Raw genomic sequence first — 18,240 nt, forward strand, 5'->3', positions numbered from 1 at the left:
TGGGCACTATTCTTATCATGACGGTGCTCACCACCTGTTTCTTTGTCTATTACGGGCAAATGATGACCTCCATGACCATGGTAACCATTAATACGATGCGTGGTGACTTATTTGGATTAATCCCAATCGCTCCTGAAGCATCGATGGCAATGAACCCGCTGTGGTGTATTGTTGCCGGGCCTGTCATTGCCATGACTTTCTCTTCACTGGAAAAGCGAGGCATTAATTTTTCAACAGCCACTAAAATTGGCTTTGCATTCATCTTTACCGCCATTGCATTTGGCATTTTAACCATGGCAGTCATGAATATTGGTGCTGATGTTGTCATCAGACCAGAAGTCTTTTTGATGATCCACTTCTTCCAAGCTTTTGCGGAAGTCATTGTTGGTAGTTTAGTAGTGGCCTTCATTTTGTCAGTGGCTCCCAAGCACATCGAAAACTTTTCGGTTAGCCTCTTTTCAGTCGCCATCGCCTTAAGCGGCATTGTGGGTGCGGTGTTCTCAACCTCCATCGCATTAGAAAAAGGTCAAGTGATCAGTCAGCATATCGTCCAAAGCGTTTATGGCGACTACTTTAAAATGCTCACGATCTTAGCCGTAGTGATGGTAGCAGTGGCCATCGTCGCTTCATTGGTTGTTCGAAAAATGCTTGAAGCATCAAAAATGAACGAACGGGATGAACTTGCAGAAGTTGCACCTAACGAAGTTTAAACATCAGCAAAATGTGAGCATTATTAAGCCTCATACCATTATGCGTATGGGGCTTTTTATCTGCAAAGTTACATATTCCCATCTCTTCAAAGTAAAATAACGTAAATGATAGTTATTATCATTGAATCAATTAAGAACTCAGTTTAAGGTTATACCCACAAAAGACAAAACGGTAATCTAGAGAATAATGAAAAAAGAAACAGAACCTAAACGCTCTTTCTATCCACTCACGGTTGCGGATAGCCAGCAGATTTCGCCTTCCCTGCAACGCATTACGTTACAGGGTGACTCAATTGAGCATTTTACACTTGAAAACGAAGGCGATTATATCAAGCTGTTGTTTAGTGAAGATGGTGGTACTGATTTGTCACGGTTAACCCCTGATCAGCGCCCAATAATGCGCACTTATACCATTCGAAGCTTTGATGCGACCAACAACCGCATTGAAATCGATTTTGTACGGCATGAGGCGGAAGATAAGCAGTGCGGATTTGCAGTCAGATGGGCGATGCATACGGCCATTGGCGACACGATTTCAATCGCTGGCCCAGGTAAAGCTCAAGGGTTGAATCTCAATGGGAAATGGTTTTTCTTAGCCGCTGACATGACCGCGATCCCTGCTCTTGCAGCTCAATTAAAACGCTTACCGCGTGATGCAAAAGGTTATGCAGTAATTGAAATTGAGCATGTGGATGACAAACAGGCACTACAGGCTCCGGAGAACATAGAGATCTCTTGGGTAGTGAAAGACAGCAGCACCAATTTGGCGACTTCGGTTATCGAGAAAAATTGGCTGGGTGAGAATGGCTCGGTATGGTGTGCGTGTGAATTTGATACCATGCGCGCGCTAAGAGAGTATTTTCGCAATGAAAAAGAGATAGCGAAAGACTATATTTATATCAGCAGCTATTGGAAACGTGGCGTCAGTGAAGATGGGCATAAACAGCTCAAACAAAGGGATGCACAAACCCAGTCATAAACAGCAATAACACAGTAAAAAGGTGACTTAATAGAGGTCGCCTTTTTCATTGAATGCGCTCAATTTTCAACGAACATAGCTTTAACGGACATAGCCTCAGCGGGCCACGGTTAGCTTGGCTAACGACTCAATACAAATTGCGTCATGCCGCCAGTATTCGATGCCACAATCGATCAGTTCACCCTGTTGATTATAATTAATGCGCTCAACGACCATCGCCGGAGTGCCTGATGTAGCGCGTAGTGCTTGCGCCATATGACCAAGCAAAGAGCTAGTGGTAATTCGATAACGGACTGTTTGATACTCCACGGCAAAATGGTCGCGATAAATATCCGTCAGTGATTGAGACAAATCGAAAGTCAGCAAGTTGGGAAACAATTCAGGGCGCACGTAATTCGTCACATAGACCACGGGGCGATCTTCTAAATAACGCACACGATCAATTTGGTAAACATCCGAAAACGGCTTCAATCCCAATAAGAGCGATGCTTGTTTATTGGCTAATAGCGCTTTTGCCATCATCAGTTCCGTTTTTGGTACTCGGTTTTGTGCTAAAGCCATGTTGGTGAAATTCAGAGTTTGGGTTGGGTCGTAACGTATCGGCTCGGGAGAAATAAACCAACCTCGCCGATCTTCTCGGTAGATCTTGCCATCCGCTTCCAACAGAGACAAAGCCTCACGCAGGGTAACGCGTGTGGTATTAAACGACTCTGCAAGTTTTCGTTCAGAAGGTAATTTTTGACGAGGGGCAAGCATGCCAGCATCGATTTGTTCAACAATCACATCTTTAATTTTTACGTACTGCACAACATCCACTCCCAGCCTAAATACGTGCATGCCAAATTCATAACAAACTGATACCGTATTATTTGCATTCTATGTCGAACAAGATTAATGTCATAGCCTGAATCGCAATAACATTGACGTTAATTTTTATACCGCCTAGCTTTTGGGCGGTATTTCTTTTTGGAGTATTAAAAATGTCAAACTTAGCACCTGTCTTAGTTTCAAGCCTTGATATGGACAGAATATCCGCATTACTGGATGGCATGCCTAAACTAACGCCAGAGTTAGAAAAGCTCGAGGCTGAGTTGGATAGAGCCACCATTGTCGCCCCACAAGAGATGCCAAATAATGTGGTGAGCATGAATTCGACCGTACGCTTCAAGTTTATCGACAGTGATGAAGTGATCGAAAAAAATCTTGTGTATCCGCATGAAGTGAAAAGCAGTCAAGATATCTCTGTTTTTGCCCCAGTAGGCAGTGCATTGTTGGGCCTAGCTGTTGGTCAACAGCTCAGTTGGCCAATGCCCGGTGGTAGAGAAAGAGTGATTGAGATTCTTGATGTGGTTTATCAACCTGAGCGTGACGGTGAATTCAACCGCTAACGAATCGCTTTGTTGGTGTGGAGGTCGATATCATCACTCCACACCCCAAGCCACATCATTGTAAATAATTATGCGACCAAAATATCTTTAAGCTCGTGCAATGAACGCACATGGTAGTGTGGCTCAATACCCTCAACAGCACTTGCGCCAGTAGAGTTTAGCCAACAGGTCTCAATACCAAAATTCAAGCCACCTAGAATATCGGAATGCGGGTTATCTCCTACCATCAATACACGATTTTTAGCAGGGTTGCCCATTTTGTCTAACGCGTAGGCAAAAATCCCGTGATCGGGTTTCGCTACACCAACCTCTTCTGAAATAATCACGTGGTCAAAGTATTCACTCATCCCCGTTCTTTGCAAACGAATCGCTTGAAGTTCGGTAAAACCATTAGTAATGATGCCAAGTTTCGCTCGACCTGTAAGGGCATCCAATAACTCTTTTGCTCCTGGTAGTGGAGTACAAATATCAGCCATGGCTTCAAGAAATGCGCTGTTTAATTCCGTGGTTGTCGTCGCGAGCTTTTCTGCCCACTCTGTAAAACGAGTATGCTTCAACTGCGCCGCCGTGATATCACCATTTTGGTAATCGACCCACAGTGGTTTATTAACTTCTTGGTAGTGCGCAAAATCTTGTTCAGTAAACAACACTCCTTTGCGCTCAAACATTAGCTGCATACCTTTGAAAGCATCAAAATGAAACAAGGTCTCGTCAGCGTCAAATAAAATCCAGTCGTACTTCATGATCTCTCCTCATAATGTTCGGGCTAGTTTAGATTGTTTTTAGTTAAATGATAATCTCTATCAGAAGAAACTTTTAAAATTCAATGTGATAACGAATCTAATCGTGCCTATAATAAAAAAGGCTCCAATGAGCCTTTTCTTATGCTTAATATTGCAAATTATGATGCTTTTTCAGCTTCGTTAACCATAGAAAGCGCCAATGCTTCAGCCGCTTTAATACCATCAATGCCTGCTGATAAAATCCCGCCCGCATAACCTGCACCTTCACCTGCCGGATAAAAGCCTTTCAGGTTGATGCTTTGGAAATCTTTACCCCGTTTAATGCAAATGGGTGATGACGTGCGAGTTTCTACTCCAGTTAACAAACCATCCTCAGAGGCAAATCCTTTGATCTGCTTATCAAACGCTGGAATCGCTTCACGAATAGCTTCAATAGCAAAATCAGGCAACGCTTTTGAAATATCTGTCAACTTGATGCCGGGTGTAAAAGAGGGTTCGACATCACCTAACGCACTCGGATCACGACCTTGTAAAAAGTCACCAATTTTTTGTGCTGGCGCGTCGTAGTTTTCGCCGCCAAGTTGATAAGCTCGTGATTCAAGTTCACGTTGGAAGCGCACGCCCGCCAGCGGATCACCGGGATAATCACGTTCAGGATCAATACCCACCACAATCGCACTGTTAGCATTACGTTCTGCGCGAGAATATTGGCTCATACCATTGGTCACAACGCGCCCCTCTTCAGAAGTAGCCGCCACTACCGTGCCACCGGGGCACATGCAGAAGCTATAAACAGTGCGGCCATTCTTACAGTGGTGAACCAATTTGTAGTCCGCCGCGCCAAGAATGGGGTTACCCGCATTCGAACCAAAACGCGCTTCATCAATCATTGATTGTTTATGTTCAATACGGAACCCTACTGAAAAGGGTTTGGCTTCTATATAAACGCCACGTTCATGCAGCATTTCAAAGGTATCACGTGCGCTATGACCGACCGCAAGGACAACATGACGCGTTTTAATTTCTTCACCATTTGACAGCGTAAGCCCGGTAATTTGCCCTTCTTCGATGTGAATGTCATCAACACGAGTACTAAAACGAATTTCACCGCCTAATTCGATGATTTTGGCTCGCATTTTTTCAATCATGGTCACCAATTTGAACGTACCAATATGCGGTTTGCTCACGTACATGATTTCAGCAGGTGCGCCCGCAGCGACAAATTCTGTAGTGACCTTACGGCCATAGAAGTTAGGATCTTTCACTTGGCTATAGAGTTTTCCATCAGAAAAAGTTCCCGCTCCACCTTCCCCAAACTGCACGTTAGATTCAGTATTCAATGTACGTTTACGCCAAAAACCAAAGGTATCTTTGGTGCGTTCGCGCACTTCTTTACCACGCTCGACAATGATTGGGTTAAACCCCATTTGAGCAAGAATCAGTCCTGCGAATAGACCACAAGGGCCAAAGCCTATCACCACTGGGCGCTCAGTAAGATTCGCTGGCGCTTGAGCAACGAATTTGTACTCCATATCCGGCGTGACTTTCACATGCGGATCGTCAGCAAACTGAGCAAGCAACTCCGTTTCATTCTCCACGCTCACATCTAGCGTGTAAATCAGCATGATCTTCGTTTTCTTACGAGCATCGTAGCCACGTTTAAACATATTGAATGAAAGAACTTGTTCATCAGCAATACCAAGTTTTTCAGTAATAGCAGCAAAAATTGCCCCTTCCTCGTGGTCCAAAGGAAGTTTAATTTCGGTTAAACGTATCATGTCGGTGTCTCGTTTTAGTCGGTGTCTTAGCCAAAGCCGCAAGCGGCCCGCTCACAATGGCGCGCATTTTACGGGAAATGGCGTTATCTGTCATACTAAATCCAGAATTCATCACACGTTACGCTAGATATTGATAGCGTTGGATGTTGAAATTTAACTTGGGATGCGTATTATCCCCATTCTTCATTTTTGACTAACTAAGAGCTGATCATCATGGCGTTTGTCGTAACGGATAATTGCATCCAATGTAAATTTACTGACTGTGTCGCGGTATGCCCTGCAGATGCCTTTCACGAAGGCCCCAATTTTATGGTGATCAACCCCATTGAATGCATTGATTGCGGTTTATGTGTTCCTGAATGTGCAGCTCAAGCTATCTTTCAAGAAGATGAACTCCCAGAAGATCAGAAGATTTACATCGAACTCAATGCTGAGCTTGCCGACATATGGCCGGTGCAAACCGAAGTCAAACCAGCCATGGATGATGCTGAAAAATGGAATGGCGTGCCAAACAAACTAGGGATGTTAGAGAAGTAGTCTTTTCTTCTTATAACTAAGCGTTATAAAAAAAGCGCAAACACGGCATCCGTTATTACGCTTTTTGACGACAATCCAAAGCAACAACTTTTAAGCTTTACTTATTGACCGAGTGATCTTGGTTTGATCTAGTGATGTTGGCGGCGCAGGTTATCCAAAATAATACCCGTAGCCATTGCTACGTTAAGTGACTCTGCTCCCCCGAAGGCGGGAATGGTGATTTTGTCGGTGACATATTGAGCCGCTTCGGCACGAATACCATGCGATTCACTGCCCATCAATAAAATCCCTTCTGCTGCAAATTTCGTATGATGAACGTTCTCACCTTCTAAAAAAGCCCCATAAACAGGTAGATTTGAACTCTGTAAATAAGCGCTCAAATCCACTTGGCTCACCGTAACACGCCCAAAGCTACCCATGGTGGCACTGATGGTCTTCGGATTGTATGGATCGGCGCAATCGTGGCTAGCGACAATGTGTTTAATGCCATACCAATCAGCGACACGGATAATCGTCCCTAAATTACCGGGGTCAGAAACACCATCGAGAGCGATCATCAATCCTTTCGCTTCAGGCACCGTCACTTCGGGGATCTCAACGACTGCGATTGCCGCATTATTGCTCACCAAAGTGCTGGCTTTGGTTAAGTCATCTAATGTGGCCTCAATGCATTCAAAAACACTAAGCTCAACGCGGTTTTGTGCGATAAACTCCGCAGTGGCAAAAACCTGCTTTACCGTCAGTTGGCTGTTAATCAATTCCAACACGTTCTTTTCGCCTTGCACTAAAAACAGGCCATGAGCCTTGCGCTGTTTCTTTTGGCCTAAAGCACGAAGTAGTTTCAGTTGGTTTTTTGAAATCATAAAATATCCGCAGTGAGGTAAGGTTGGCCTAGTAAAAACGCCGCATTATAGAGTAAAGGCCGTCAGAGCTAAAGCAGTGTAAGTCGAGTTTCAATACCATATGTTCAGTTACTAACAAACAAGGAAATCCATATGAAACGTTTTCTTCCCTCTTCCGTTATGTTAACCCCCTTTGTCGTCAAGCATTATGATCAACAAGATAGTGATCAACTTGAAGATGATCATCATAAAGAACCCAACGACAATGACACAAAAGAGAACGAAGAATCGAGCTAAAAGCTCAGACATTAGTTTATAATCCACTCATTAAATAACTTTACAACCCATTTTTTGACGTTATTATCGCGACGCAAACGTTTTCCCAACCCGTACAATACTAAATAATGAGGGTTTTATGCTGCCTGATATTGAAATTTGCCGCGCCACTTCATTAACCTCCATAGAGGCTATCGCTAACAAAGCAGGATTCACCGCCAGCGAATTCCACAGCCAAGGCCGCTTTAAGGCGAAAATTTCATTAAGTTGCCTTGAACGTTTGCAAACACAAACGGTTGGAAAGTTAATCCTTGTGACTGCCATTACCCCAACGCCATTAGGGGAAGGAAAAACCGTCACGACCATAGGCCTATCACAAGGAATGGCAAAATTGGGTCATTCGGTGATGGCATGTATTCGTCAACCCTCAATGGGACCAATCTTTGGTGTTAAGGGCGGAGCCGCTGGCGGCGGTTATTCACAAGTGGCACCAATGGAAGAGCTCAATTTGCATCTCACTGGCGATATCCACGCCGTCACAGCCGCGCATAACCTAGCGGCAGCGGCGATAGATGCCCGGATCTATCACGAACAGCGCCTTGGTTATGACGATTTCGAGCAGCGCACCGCAATGAAAGCACTGCGTATCGACCCAAATAATGTGGTTTGGAAGCGAGTGATGGATCACAACGATCGCGCATTGCGCATGGTTACCGTTGGCCGAAATGAAACGGATAAATCAATCAATGGCTTTGAGCGTGAAGATGGTTTTGATATTTCAGCGGCTTCTGAGCTAATGGCGATTCTTGCATTAGCCAAAAACTTAAACGATCTGCGTCAACGGATTGGGCGGATTGTCGTCGCCTATAGTCACCATGGTACACCGATTACCACCGAAGATTTACAAGTCGCTGGGGCGATGGCTGTCAGTATGAAAGAGGCGATTGAACCTACATTAATGCAAACGTTAGAAGGCGTACCGACACTGATTCACGCCGGGCCTTTTGCCAATATCGCGCACGGTAACTCTTCTATTATCGCTGATGACATCGCCACAAGGTTAGCCGAATTGACTGTAACAGAAGGCGGCTTTGGCTCTGATATGGGATTTGAAAAGGCGTGCAATATTAAAGCCGCGACATCTGGGAAAGCGCCAGATTGCGCCGTTATCGTCACCACACTTCGCGGCTTAAAAGCGAACTCTGGTCTGTATGAATTGCGTCCCGGCCAACCAGTTCCCGACACTCTATTTCAGCCAGACCATGCCGCGTTGGTGTCCGGTTTTGAAAATCTCAAATGGCATATTGAGAATGTGAGTAAGTATGGAATACCCGCCGTGGTTGCCATTAACCGCTTTCCACAAGACAGCCAAGAAGAGCTTGAGCAGCTCACAATGATGATTCACGCACTACCCTACCAGGTTGAGGTTGCACTGAGTGAAGGTTTTGCTCTTGGAGGAGAAGGGACGACTGAGCTTGCTTCCAAAGTCATTAAGCAGTGTCAAAAAGTGAGTACGTTCACACCGTTATACCAAGCACAGCAGACGATCGAAGATAAGATCAACGCCGTAGCGAAAAAGGGCTATGGCGCGGCAAGCGTCACTTTTAGTGATAAAGCACGACGTCAAATGCACAACATGCAAGAGCAAGGTTACGGTAAACTTGCTGTCTGTTTGGCGAAGACGCCGCTTTCAATTTCAACCAACGCTGCGATTAAAGGCGCACCAAAAGGTTTTGATGTACCGATTCGCGAATTAAAGCTCTGTGCGGGTGCTGGCTTTATCTATGCGCTATGCGGCAACGTGATGACCATGCCGGGCCTTCCTGAAAAACCCGCCTTCATGTATTTAGACATTGATTCTAAAGGAAATATTATCGGCCTAACCTGATATTATTGTTCGAAATTAACCTTTCTGAGCACAAATCTTCGGGCTCAGAAAGGTTTTCTTCACGCTATTTGTTTTCTTTCTCTGTAATTTTTTGCGCTTTTCACCGTTCTTACCAGTATCAATAAAAAATAAGTAAGGTCGGTTATGAAACGTTTTACTCCCTTTATATTCTCAATAGCGCTTATTGTGCTTATTGTGCCTATTCTGTTTTCGCTATTTAGCCAAGCAGAAACTCAGCCTAAAACCATGCCCAGCATTGGTAATCAGCAAATCGCGACATTAGCTGGGGGCTGTTTTTGGTGTACAGAATCTGATCTTGAAAAACTCAACGGTGTCATTAGCGTTGTCTCTGGTTATGCGGGTGGCAGCCTTGAAAATCCAACCTATAAACAAGTCTCATCAGGAAAATCGGGCCACATTGAAGTGATTCAAGTGACCTTTGATCCGCAAGTTGTCAGCTACGAGAATGTATTGGATCATTTTTTCCGCCACATTGATCCAACGGATGATCAAGGCTCGTTTGTTGATAGAGGCCCACAGTATCGGCCTGCCATTTTTTATCACAACAGTGAACAGAAGCAGACCGCGCAGCGCTTTATGCAAGAAATCGATGCGCTAGGGATCTTCAAAAAGCCGCTCAAAACAGAGCTGATTCAATACAGCCAATTTTGGCCTGCTGAAGAGTACCACCAAGATTTTTATAAAAAGAGCAAAGTACGTTACACCTACTATCGTCATGCTTCCGGACGTGATCAATATCTTGATACCATCTTCGGTAAAGATCGTAATGAGCATCCAAAAACCTTACGTCAATTGATCGAAGCGCAAAAAATGCAAAACAACGTTAAGGTATACACCAAACCTTCGAATGAAAAGATACGCGCCAAATTGACTGATTTGCAATATTACGTGACGCAAGAAGAAGGTACTGAACGCGCATTTAACAATGAGTATTGGGATAACAAAGCCGATGGTATTTATGTCGATGTGGTCAGCGGAGAGCCATTATTCTCTTCTACCGACAAATACCGTTCTGGTACAGGCTGGCCCAGTTTTACTCGGCCAATTAATGAAGCGTATATTGCGACCAAAAGCGATTCTCGGCTTTTTTATACCAGAACCGGAGTGCGCAGCCGTTTTGCAGATTCTCACCTAGGTCATGTCTTTGAGGATGGACCAGCACCAACCGGCTTACGCTACTGCATGAACTCTGCCGCGATGCGATTTGTACCAAAAGAGGCGATGCAAGCTGAAGGCTATGGCGAGTACTTGGTTCTGTTTAAATAAAATTTGGCTCTGTTTCAATAAAGCGTGCGTGGTAAAACGAAAAAGCCCTCGGCTTCACTTGCGAGGGCTTTTTTAGTTGATCAACATTAATCGATGGACTCAACTGAGATTCGATTAATGTAAACCATGGAAAAATTCGGCGCGGGTGGCAGGGTTAGATTTAAAAATACCGCCTAATGCTGTGGTGGTCGTTTCACTGGTCGCATCCATAACACCACGTGACTTAACGCAGTAATGAGTGGCATCAATGGTGACCGCGACATCGTCTGAACCGAGTAAGGTTTGCAAAGCCACCAGAATCTGCTGTGTCATTCGCTCTTGAACTTGGGGGCGCTGAGCAAAAAAACGTACAATACGGTTAATCTTAGAAAGACCAATTATCTTGCCTCTTGGGATATACGCCACCGCGGCTTTACCATCGATAGTCACTAGATGATGCTCACAGGTGCTGGTCACGGTAATCTCTTTTACGCGCACCATTTCACTGACGTTCATCTTGTTTTCGATCACAGTAATTTTGGGGAAGTTTTGATAATCAAGGCCAGAAAACACTTCATCCACATACATTTTCGCAATTCGATGGGGCGTCTCTTCTAAACTGTCGTCGGTCAGGTCAAGACCGAGTAGTGTGAGGATCTCACGCATATGGTGTTCGATTTTTTCTTTCTTTTCTTCACGAGTAACCTCATTTGGACGCATAGGCGTTTCCAAACCTCGGCTCTCTAGCGCATCTTTGACCAACTTTGCTGATTCGCTAAGACCTAGCATTCCGATTCCTCTTACTTTTTACCCCTTTCGGATGGCAGACAAGGATACTCGGAATTTTGAATAATTACATCCATATTTTAAGGATGGTCATTATTGCCCGTAAGCAATGTATGATAAAGTCTTCGCAAAGAAAAAAGCTATAGGAACCGACCATGGGCTGTTGTGATTCACCGGGCTTAATGCCTATCGAACAAGCGTTAGAGACAATGCTAGCGAATATCAAACCCATCCAAACGACGCTGAAACTACCGCTAGCCGACGCATTAGGCTATGTGTTGGCCGAAGAGTTACTCTCACCCATTTTTGTGCCGCCTTTCGATAACTCAGCGATGGATGGATACGCTATTCGATTAGCTGACCTGCAACAGTCAACCACCCTGCCGCTGGCTGGCAAATCTTTTGCCGGTCTTCCATTTGAGGGGCCGTGGCCAGCCAATAGTTGCGTGAGAATTATGACTGGCGCGAAAATTCCAGCTGGTTGCGACGCGGTGATCATGCAAGAGCAAACGACCGAAAACGAAAATGGTATCTGCTTTCTACAGCCGAATGCAAAGCCTCAGCAAAATATTCGCCCCACTGGTGATGACATCAAACAAGGCGATGTAGTGCTACATAAAGGGGCTCGCTTGACTTCGCGTGATATCCCAATGATTGCCACACTCGGCATCAGCCATGTGACCGTTTTTCGTAAACCCAAAGTGGCCTTTTTCTCAACTGGAGATGAGCTAAAACCACTCGGTGAACCTCTTGCTGAGGGGCAAATCTATGACAGCAATCGTTATGGCATTAAACCATTAATTGAGAATTTTGGTTGTGAAGCGATTGATCTTGGGATCATTGCTGATTGCCCTGCCACTTTAAAAGCTACCTTTGATAAAGCTCAACATTTGGCCGATGTGGTTATTACTTCTGGCGGCGTAAGTGTAGGCGAAGCTGACTATACCAAAGATATTTTGCAAGAACTCGGAGAAATCGGTTTTTGGAAACTGGCAATAAAACCGGGCAAACCGTTTGCATTTGGAACATTAGATCATGCTTGGTTCTGTGGCTTACCTGGCAACCCCGTTTCAGCCGTATTAACCCTATACGTCTTGGTGCAACCTATGCTGGCTAAATTGGCTGGACACACTCACTGGAAAGCACCGGAGTCCATTCCAGCCATCACTAAAAATGCCTTTAAAAAATCACCGGGCCGTACTGACTACCAACGCGGTATTTACACAATTGAAAATGGCCAGTTTGTTGTTGAAACTACCGGAAACCAAAGTTCGGGGGCATTTCGTTCGATGAGTCTCGCCAACTGTTTTGTGGTGTTAGAGCAAGATCGTGGCCGAGTGGAAGTGGGCGAAACCGTCAATATCCAACTTTTTAATCCCAGCTTGTACTAAGGATCACTATGGAGCTCCTATCTGATCAAGAGCTACTGCGCTACAACCGACAAATCATTCTCAAACAGTTTGATTTTGAAGGACAAGAAGCACTTAAACAAAGCTCTATTTTAATTCTTGGCGCAGGAGGATTGGGCTGCGCTGCAAGCCAATACCTTGCCACGGCAGGTGTTGGTTCACTCACGCTCATCGATGATGATGTGGTTGAGCTCTCTAATTTACAGCGCCAAGTGCTGCATAGCGATGCCGATATTGGACGTAAAAAAGTGGACTCAGCGGCAGAGTCACTGCGTATGCTTAACCCGTATTTAACGGTAAATACCGTTGATCAACGCCTTGAAGATGCACAATTGAAAGCATTAATTGAACAGCATTCTTTGGTGCTGGATGCATCAGATAACCTTGATACTCGTAACCAATTGAATAAAATCTGCTTTCAAACTAAAACACCACTGGTATCTGGTGCCGCGATTCGTATGGAAGGGCAAGTCAGCGTGTTTATGTATCAGCACCCAGACGAGCCCTGTTACCAATGTTTAAGCGCTCTTTTTGGTAGTAACGTACTCACTTGCGTCGAAGCGGGCGTAATGGCCCCTGTCGTCGGGATTATTGGCGCGGTACAAGCGATGGAAGCGATCAAAGTGATCGCTCAATATGGGCAGGTAAAACAAGGCAAAATTTTGATGTTGGACGCTCTTTCAATGACGTGGAGAGAAATGAACTTAATCAAACTCGCTCACTGCCAGACTTGCCAGTAAATGAACGACAAAGACTCAATAATGTCTTTCTCGTTCGTCCACCGCATCAGCCCACACAATAGGAGAGTTAAACTCATGTCACCACTCGTCTCCCCCCAATGGCTAGCACAAAAGTTAGGCGACCCGCGCACCGTTATTCTTGATTGCAGTATTGAATTCCAAATTCCCAGTGAAACTGAGAAAGATACTCTGCATAACATTCCCGGCGCTCGGCGCTTTGATTATGATGGTGAATTTTGTGACCTACAATCGCCACTACCTCATATGATGCCTAGTGAAGAGCGCTTTAATCAATTAGCACAATCGATCGGTTTAAACCACGATTCGATCGTCGTTGTCTATGACAATAGCGGGACGTTTGCATCACCGAGGGCATGGTGGATGCTCAAAGCAATGGGACATGCGTCGGTATACGTTCTTGATGGTGGATTAACCGAATGGAAACGCCAAGGTTTACCCGTTGTAAAAGAGTACACACATGCCTTTAAACACGGAAACTTCCATGGCACGCTCGATCCTCGCTATTTTGTGAACGCAGACTATGTGCTTGCACAAATAGAGAACCCAGAGGGCTTAACTGTTGATGCCCGTTCACAAGCCCGTTTTTTGGGTCAAGTAAAAGAACCAAGAGAAGGCGTGCGCAGCGGCCATATTCCTCACTCTGTTTGCTTACCTTTTACAGAGTTGATGAATGGGCATAAGCTTAAATCACCGCAAGATCTACAACCTATTATGCAAGCGACGCTGACTGCTGGAAAAGAGCAATACATTTTCAGTTGTGGCTCAGGCGTAACCGCCTGTATTGTGCTGCTGGCTGCGCAAATTTGCGGCTACGAAAAACTGTGCGTTTACGATGGTTCGTGGACAGAATGGGGGCAACGCACTGAGCTGCCTATTGAGCTTTAGTCTCTGAATCAAATCCCCATCATTGTGGGGATTTGATCATGTTTTACAAAGCGTGTTATTTCAACTCATCAGCCATTGCTTTGATCAATTCATTTGAAGGATCACCTGAAAGTTCCCATGTGAAAATTCCCCCTAGCTTCGCTGATTTTACCCATTTGGCTTTGGCGCGCACTGAACGTTCATCTTCATACGAGATAAATACTTTCTTTTCTGCATTCCATAAATATGGTGCTTGCGATTCTTGATCGTAACCATATTGATACCCTTGTGCCGCGCGATAATTTTTCATCAAATCCCAGAACATGAAATAGCCATTTTCACCGGTCCCAAACGGCGCTCCCTGCTCAGACACGAGATCAGCCGTAGGCAAACCACCCTCATAATCTTGAGTGCCTTGCCAACCACGTCCATAAAACGCCGCGCCGATAACCAATTTCTCGCTTGGTATACCCAATTCGATCATTTGATTGATAAACACATCGGCTCCCATTCCCCACCAACTGCGATCCGTCGCATGTAAATTGGTTAAATGGCCCGTTTGCGTTCCCCAACCACCCAGAAAATCATAAGTCATCGCAAACATATTGGTTAAATAAGGGGATACGGCTGGCCAATCTATCTGAGCCGCTTTCGCTCCAACACCAACAGCAGTAGAAAGTTCATAGTGGCGAGCCGTCTTTTTACTCAACGCATCCAAATCAGCACGTAATGTTTTCATCAGCTCGGTATAGGCCTGTTTTTCTGCTTCTTTTTGTTCATCGGTTAATTTCGTATCCGGATTCCAAGGCGAAGTAGTTAAACCGCCACCACCCGGATATTCCCAATCGATATCGATGCCGTCAAAGAAGGCGTACTGCTCTATAAGTTCAACCGCTGTTTTGGAAAAATGCTTGATCGTAGCAGGATCTTTTATCATTGCGTGGAACGGTTCAGACATTGTCCAGCCACCAAATGAAGGCAGAATCTTAAGCGTCGGATAGTCTTTCTTCATTTGTGCAAGTTGAGCGAAGTGACCTTTGTAAGGAACTGGTACATTGACTGCGCCAAACTCTTTTTCTAGTGCGGATTTAGTATCAACAACAATCGCACTAAATGGTGCTTTTCCTTCACATTGCTTAGCAATTTGCTTTTGTACGGTTTCACTGGCTCCAGAATGGGGGCCACACATACTCAAAAAGGCGTAAATAACATGAGTCAAGTTCTCTGCTGGAATATCTTTAACTGTGTAGGGGTTTTGCTCATTTTCATATTGCCAATCAGCAAAGTAGCCCGCCACGACGGGTTTGGTTGTCTCTGCGGTGGCGTTAAATGACGCAACAACGAGAAGGGCGATCATCAACTTGTTCATAAGTTTCTCCTTGGGTTTGCGTCAATACAGCAGAGAAATATATTTTAAGTTTAAAAATAATCAGCCAATGCGAGTCAAACTCAGATCTTAAAATCACGTTACAGTTATTGCAGATTAATTTATGAGCCTAAATTCACTAACCTGAATCCACTAACCAATGACGGTTTGTATCTGCTCATCTAAATTCAGTACCGTTAACGCGTTGCTTACGCTGGTGGCAATCACATCAATTGCACCGGTGCGTAGCGCCCCAAGCAGCGCTAAAGGTTTGCTGTTTTCAGCCGCGATAGCGATCACCTCGGCAATCGGTCGAAATTCGTCAAGCCCTAACCCAATGACGCGATCGCTCATCACCGTATTGGCAGCTTTACCGTGGATATCAAAAAAATCATAACCAGCGAAATCCCCCACCACACCTTGCTGTAAACGCGACTGCACCACTTCATCGGCGGTAAACCAACCGAGATCGACCATGTAGCTGTTTTCACTCATATCCCCGATACCCACTAACGCAATGTCTGCCTTACGTGCTAAATCTAAGGTTTGTTTGACGGTGGCATTTTGCATAAACGCTAATTTTTGTTCGCGATTTTCAGCATAGGCAGGCGCATAAAGCGTTTCAGAGCTTCCACCGTATTTTTTGGCCAGTTGTCGACAGATATGATCCGCATTAAACATCCCACCTCTTGGGTGAATGCCACCAATACTACAGACAAACTTACACTCTCGCGGTGTGATCACGCCAATATGATGCGCAACGGCCGATACATTTCGGCCTTGACCAACAGTCACAACCATGCCGTTTTTTAGCGTACTGGTCAGGTAATTGGAAACCAACCCCGCCACTTGTTGGCGCTGCAACTCTTCGCTAGGTTGGTCAAGAGCAACCAGCGCACGTTTTACACCAAAGCGTTCAATCAGTCGCTGCTCAATTTTGGCACTAAAAACAGGGTGATATTTCACCGTAATTTCGACAATCCCTTCATCGCGTGCCTGTTTAAGCATTCGCCCTACTTTGGCTCGTGAAAGAGAAAACTTTTTCGAAATCTCTTCTTGAGTTGCACCATCTTGGTAATAAGCCACTGAAATTTCAGTTAATAAGTCAGTATTTTCGATAGAAATGTCTTGATTGGGAGTGGTCATACGGGATCTCATGGTCAATATTGTGCGCAGAATAACGACAATTGAGCATTTGCTCATTGACCTAGCATAGGTTAAGCCTCATTTACTTTGCAACATTTGCTCACGGAAATTACATTTTCTCACTCTAATCAATGCACAGTAACGTTCGCTTTCAACCCTTGATAAATCTAAGCAAACGTTTATTTATCAGCACTTAGATTAATTCACAAAAAAATAGTTGATTGATATCACTATAACCTTAGAACAGCGATTGACTTTCCCAGTGGATAAGATAAATATGGCTACATCATTTACTCAACGATCGAGCAAATGTTCAACGCAAATGTTCGGTCGCTGGAAATAATTGAGTTAGCTTTTCTGGCATGTGTAAGACATGACTATGTGATTGCTAACCCGCTTGCAAATGCCCAGCAAACTCAAAATCTGGCTTGGCCCAAAGAAATAGGATGATCGATATGAGCAATAAATTAGAGCAACTTCGTAAAATGACGACTGTTGTTGCTGACACTGGTGAAATTGACGCAATCAAAAAATACCAACCAGAAGATGCGACTACTAACCCATCTCTCATTCTTAAAGCGGCTCAAATTGCAGAATACGCGCCACTGATTGATGCTTCTATCGCATACGCAAAAACACAGAGCTCAGACAAAGCTCAACAAGTTCAAGATACTTGTGACATGCTTGCTGTCAATATCGGTAAAGAGATCCTAAAAACGATTCCGGGCCGTATTTCTACCGAGGTCGATGCTCGCCTCTCTTATGATATGGAAGGTAGCGTGACAAAAGCGCGCCAACTGATCAAAATGTACAACGATGCTGGCATTACTAACGACCGTATTTTGATCAAGCTGGCTTCAACCTGGGAAGGTATTCGCGCAGCAGAGATCCTTGAAAAAGAAGGCATCAACTGTAACCTGACTCTATTATTCTCCTTTGCTCAAGCACGCGCGTGTGCAGAAGCAGGCGTATTCCTTATTTCTCCATTCGTCGGCCGTATTATGGATTGGTATAAAGCCAAAGAAGGCCGTGATTTTGCACCGCAAGAAGATCCTGGTGTATTGTCCGTGACTGCTATTTACAATTACTACAAAGAACATGGCTACAAGACAGTCGTGATGGGCGCAAGCTTCCGTAATATCGGTGAAATTTTAGAGTTAGCAGGCTGTGATCGTTTGACTATTGCCCCTTCTTTACTGGCAGAACTCGAAGCAGCTGAAGGTGAAGTGGTTGAAAAACTGGTTGACTCTCAAGGTAACAAAGAACGCCCTGCAGCAATGACCCATGCAGAGTTCCTATGGGAACATAACCAAGACCCAATGGCCGTAGAAAAATTAGCGGAAGGCATCCGTAACTTTGCCATTGACCAAGGCAAACTTGAAGTCATGATTGCAGCCAAGTTGTAATCCACTTACGAATTAAAATTTGGGGAACGATTAACGTTCCCCTTTCCTTTCTAACTCTATTATTTGTCGGTAATTATTATGGAACGTAAACAATT

General features: G+C 44.7%; 17 protein-coding genes and 1 pseudogene. 11 read left to right on the forward strand and 7 right to left on the reverse strand.

Features of this window, described 5'->3' with window-relative positions; translation table 11 throughout:
• Both NB504_RS17570 and NB504_RS17575 read left to right on the forward strand, forming a co-directional pair.
• Positions 1-710 (forward strand): annotated as a pseudogene (locus NB504_RS17570) (major facilitator superfamily transporter); the annotation flags it as partial.
• Positions 711-897: 187 nt separating this feature from the next.
• Positions 898-1,689: a siderophore-interacting protein gene (locus NB504_RS17575; RefSeq protein ID WP_258429484.1), complete on the forward strand. Its 792-nt coding sequence runs from the start codon at positions 898-900 to the stop codon at positions 1,687-1,689.
• A 96-nt stretch (positions 1,690-1,785) separates the two neighbouring features.
• Here NB504_RS17575 and phnR read toward each other — a convergent pair whose 3' ends face one another.
• Positions 1,786-2,496 (reverse strand): phosphonate utilization transcriptional regulator PhnR, encoded by a 711-nt coding sequence (gene phnR, locus NB504_RS17580; protein ID WP_026027711.1) that lies wholly within the window; start codon positions 2,494-2,496, stop codon positions 1,786-1,788.
• 173 nt (positions 2,497-2,669) lie between these two features.
• Here phnR and rnk point away from each other — a divergent pair, with 173 nt between their 5' ends.
• On the forward strand, positions 2,670-3,077 hold the full coding sequence (gene rnk / locus NB504_RS17585; RefSeq protein ID WP_026027712.1) for a nucleoside diphosphate kinase regulator: 408 nt from the start codon (positions 2,670-2,672) through the stop codon (positions 3,075-3,077).
• Positions 3,078-3,145: 68 nt separating this feature from the next.
• Here rnk and yjjG read toward each other — a convergent pair whose 3' ends face one another.
• Both yjjG and NB504_RS17595 read right to left on the reverse strand, forming a co-directional pair.
• Positions 3,146-3,820, reverse strand: coding sequence for a pyrimidine 5'-nucleotidase (yjjG, locus tag NB504_RS17590; protein WP_258429485.1), 675 nt, complete (start codon positions 3,818-3,820; stop codon positions 3,146-3,148).
• A gap of 158 nt (positions 3,821-3,978) precedes the next feature.
• Positions 3,979-5,598, reverse strand: coding sequence for an NAD(P)/FAD-dependent oxidoreductase (locus tag NB504_RS17595; RefSeq protein WP_258429486.1), 1,620 nt, complete (start codon positions 5,596-5,598; stop codon positions 3,979-3,981).
• A gap of 213 nt (positions 5,599-5,811) precedes the next feature.
• Between NB504_RS17595 and fdxA the strand changes: the two genes are divergently transcribed.
• Positions 5,812-6,135, forward strand: coding sequence for a ferredoxin FdxA (gene fdxA / locus NB504_RS17600; protein WP_010318513.1), 324 nt, complete (start codon positions 5,812-5,814; stop codon positions 6,133-6,135).
• 128 nt (positions 6,136-6,263) lie between these two features.
• Here fdxA and NB504_RS17605 read toward each other — a convergent pair whose 3' ends face one another.
• On the reverse strand, positions 6,264-6,998 hold the full coding sequence (locus NB504_RS17605; protein ID WP_019283145.1) for an RNA methyltransferase: 735 nt from the start codon (positions 6,996-6,998) through the stop codon (positions 6,264-6,266).
• A gap of 132 nt (positions 6,999-7,130) precedes the next feature.
• Between NB504_RS17605 and NB504_RS17610 the strand changes: the two genes are divergently transcribed.
• The 3 genes from NB504_RS17610 (at position 7,131) to msrB (ending at position 10,428) form a co-directional block, all read left to right on the forward strand.
• The gene (locus NB504_RS17610) at positions 7,131-7,274 is read left to right on the forward strand and encodes a hypothetical protein (RefSeq protein ID WP_013867835.1); all 144 of its coding nucleotides are present in this window, start codon (positions 7,131-7,133) and stop codon (positions 7,272-7,274) included.
• A 118-nt stretch (positions 7,275-7,392) separates the two neighbouring features.
• Positions 7,393-9,141: a formate--tetrahydrofolate ligase gene (locus NB504_RS17615; RefSeq protein ID WP_258429489.1), complete on the forward strand. Its 1,749-nt coding sequence runs from the start codon at positions 7,393-7,395 to the stop codon at positions 9,139-9,141.
• A gap of 144 nt (positions 9,142-9,285) precedes the next feature.
• Entirely contained in the window at positions 9,286-10,428 is a 1,143-nt protein-coding gene (gene msrB / locus NB504_RS17620; protein WP_258429490.1) for a peptide-methionine (R)-S-oxide reductase MsrB, read from the forward strand.
• A 114-nt stretch (positions 10,429-10,542) separates the two neighbouring features.
• Here the strand turns inward: msrB and folE are convergent, their stop codons facing one another.
• Positions 10,543-11,196, reverse strand: a complete 654-nt coding sequence (gene folE, locus NB504_RS17625) for a GTP cyclohydrolase I FolE (RefSeq protein WP_013867838.1) — start codon at positions 11,194-11,196, stop codon at positions 10,543-10,545.
• Between the two features lie 152 nt (positions 11,197-11,348).
• Between folE and moeA the strand changes: the two genes are divergently transcribed.
• From moeA to NB504_RS17640, 3 genes are read left to right on the forward strand one after another with little or no spacing between them, the layout of a single operon-like run.
• Entirely contained in the window at positions 11,349-12,584 is a 1,236-nt protein-coding gene (gene moeA, locus NB504_RS17630; RefSeq protein WP_013867839.1) for a molybdopterin molybdotransferase MoeA, read from the forward strand.
• Between the two features lie 8 nt (positions 12,585-12,592).
• Positions 12,593-13,342 carry a molybdopterin-synthase adenylyltransferase MoeB gene (gene moeB, locus NB504_RS17635; RefSeq protein ID WP_258429491.1) on the forward strand — a complete coding sequence of 250 codons (750 nt, stop codon included), beginning with the start codon at positions 12,593-12,595 and terminating at the stop codon, positions 13,340-13,342.
• A 21-nt stretch (positions 13,343-13,363) separates the two neighbouring features.
• On the forward strand, positions 13,364-14,248 hold the full coding sequence (locus NB504_RS17640) for a sulfurtransferase (RefSeq protein ID WP_258429492.1): 885 nt from the start codon (positions 13,364-13,366) through the stop codon (positions 14,246-14,248).
• Positions 14,249-14,303: 55 nt separating this feature from the next.
• Here the strand turns inward: NB504_RS17640 and NB504_RS17645 are convergent, their stop codons facing one another.
• On the reverse strand, positions 14,304-15,584 hold the full coding sequence (locus tag NB504_RS17645; protein WP_405054821.1) for a glycoside hydrolase family 18 protein: 1,281 nt from the start codon (positions 15,582-15,584) through the stop codon (positions 14,304-14,306).
• 162 nt (positions 15,585-15,746) lie between these two features.
• Positions 15,747-16,739, reverse strand: coding sequence for a sugar-binding transcriptional regulator (locus tag NB504_RS17650; RefSeq protein ID WP_222716125.1), 993 nt, complete (start codon positions 16,737-16,739; stop codon positions 15,747-15,749).
• 455 nt (positions 16,740-17,194) lie between these two features.
• On the opposite strand from NB504_RS17650, the gene tal reads away from it, so the two are divergent.
• Positions 17,195-18,145 (forward strand): transaldolase, encoded by a 951-nt coding sequence (tal, locus tag NB504_RS17655; protein ID WP_026027792.1) that lies wholly within the window; start codon positions 17,195-17,197, stop codon positions 18,143-18,145.
• The last annotated feature ends 95 nt before the right edge of the window (positions 18,146-18,240 follow it).

It is taken from the genome of Vibrio sp. RM-69-4 (assembly GCF_024743775.1).
Lineage (GTDB): Bacteria > Pseudomonadota > Gammaproteobacteria > Enterobacterales > Vibrionaceae > Vibrio > Vibrio anguillarum.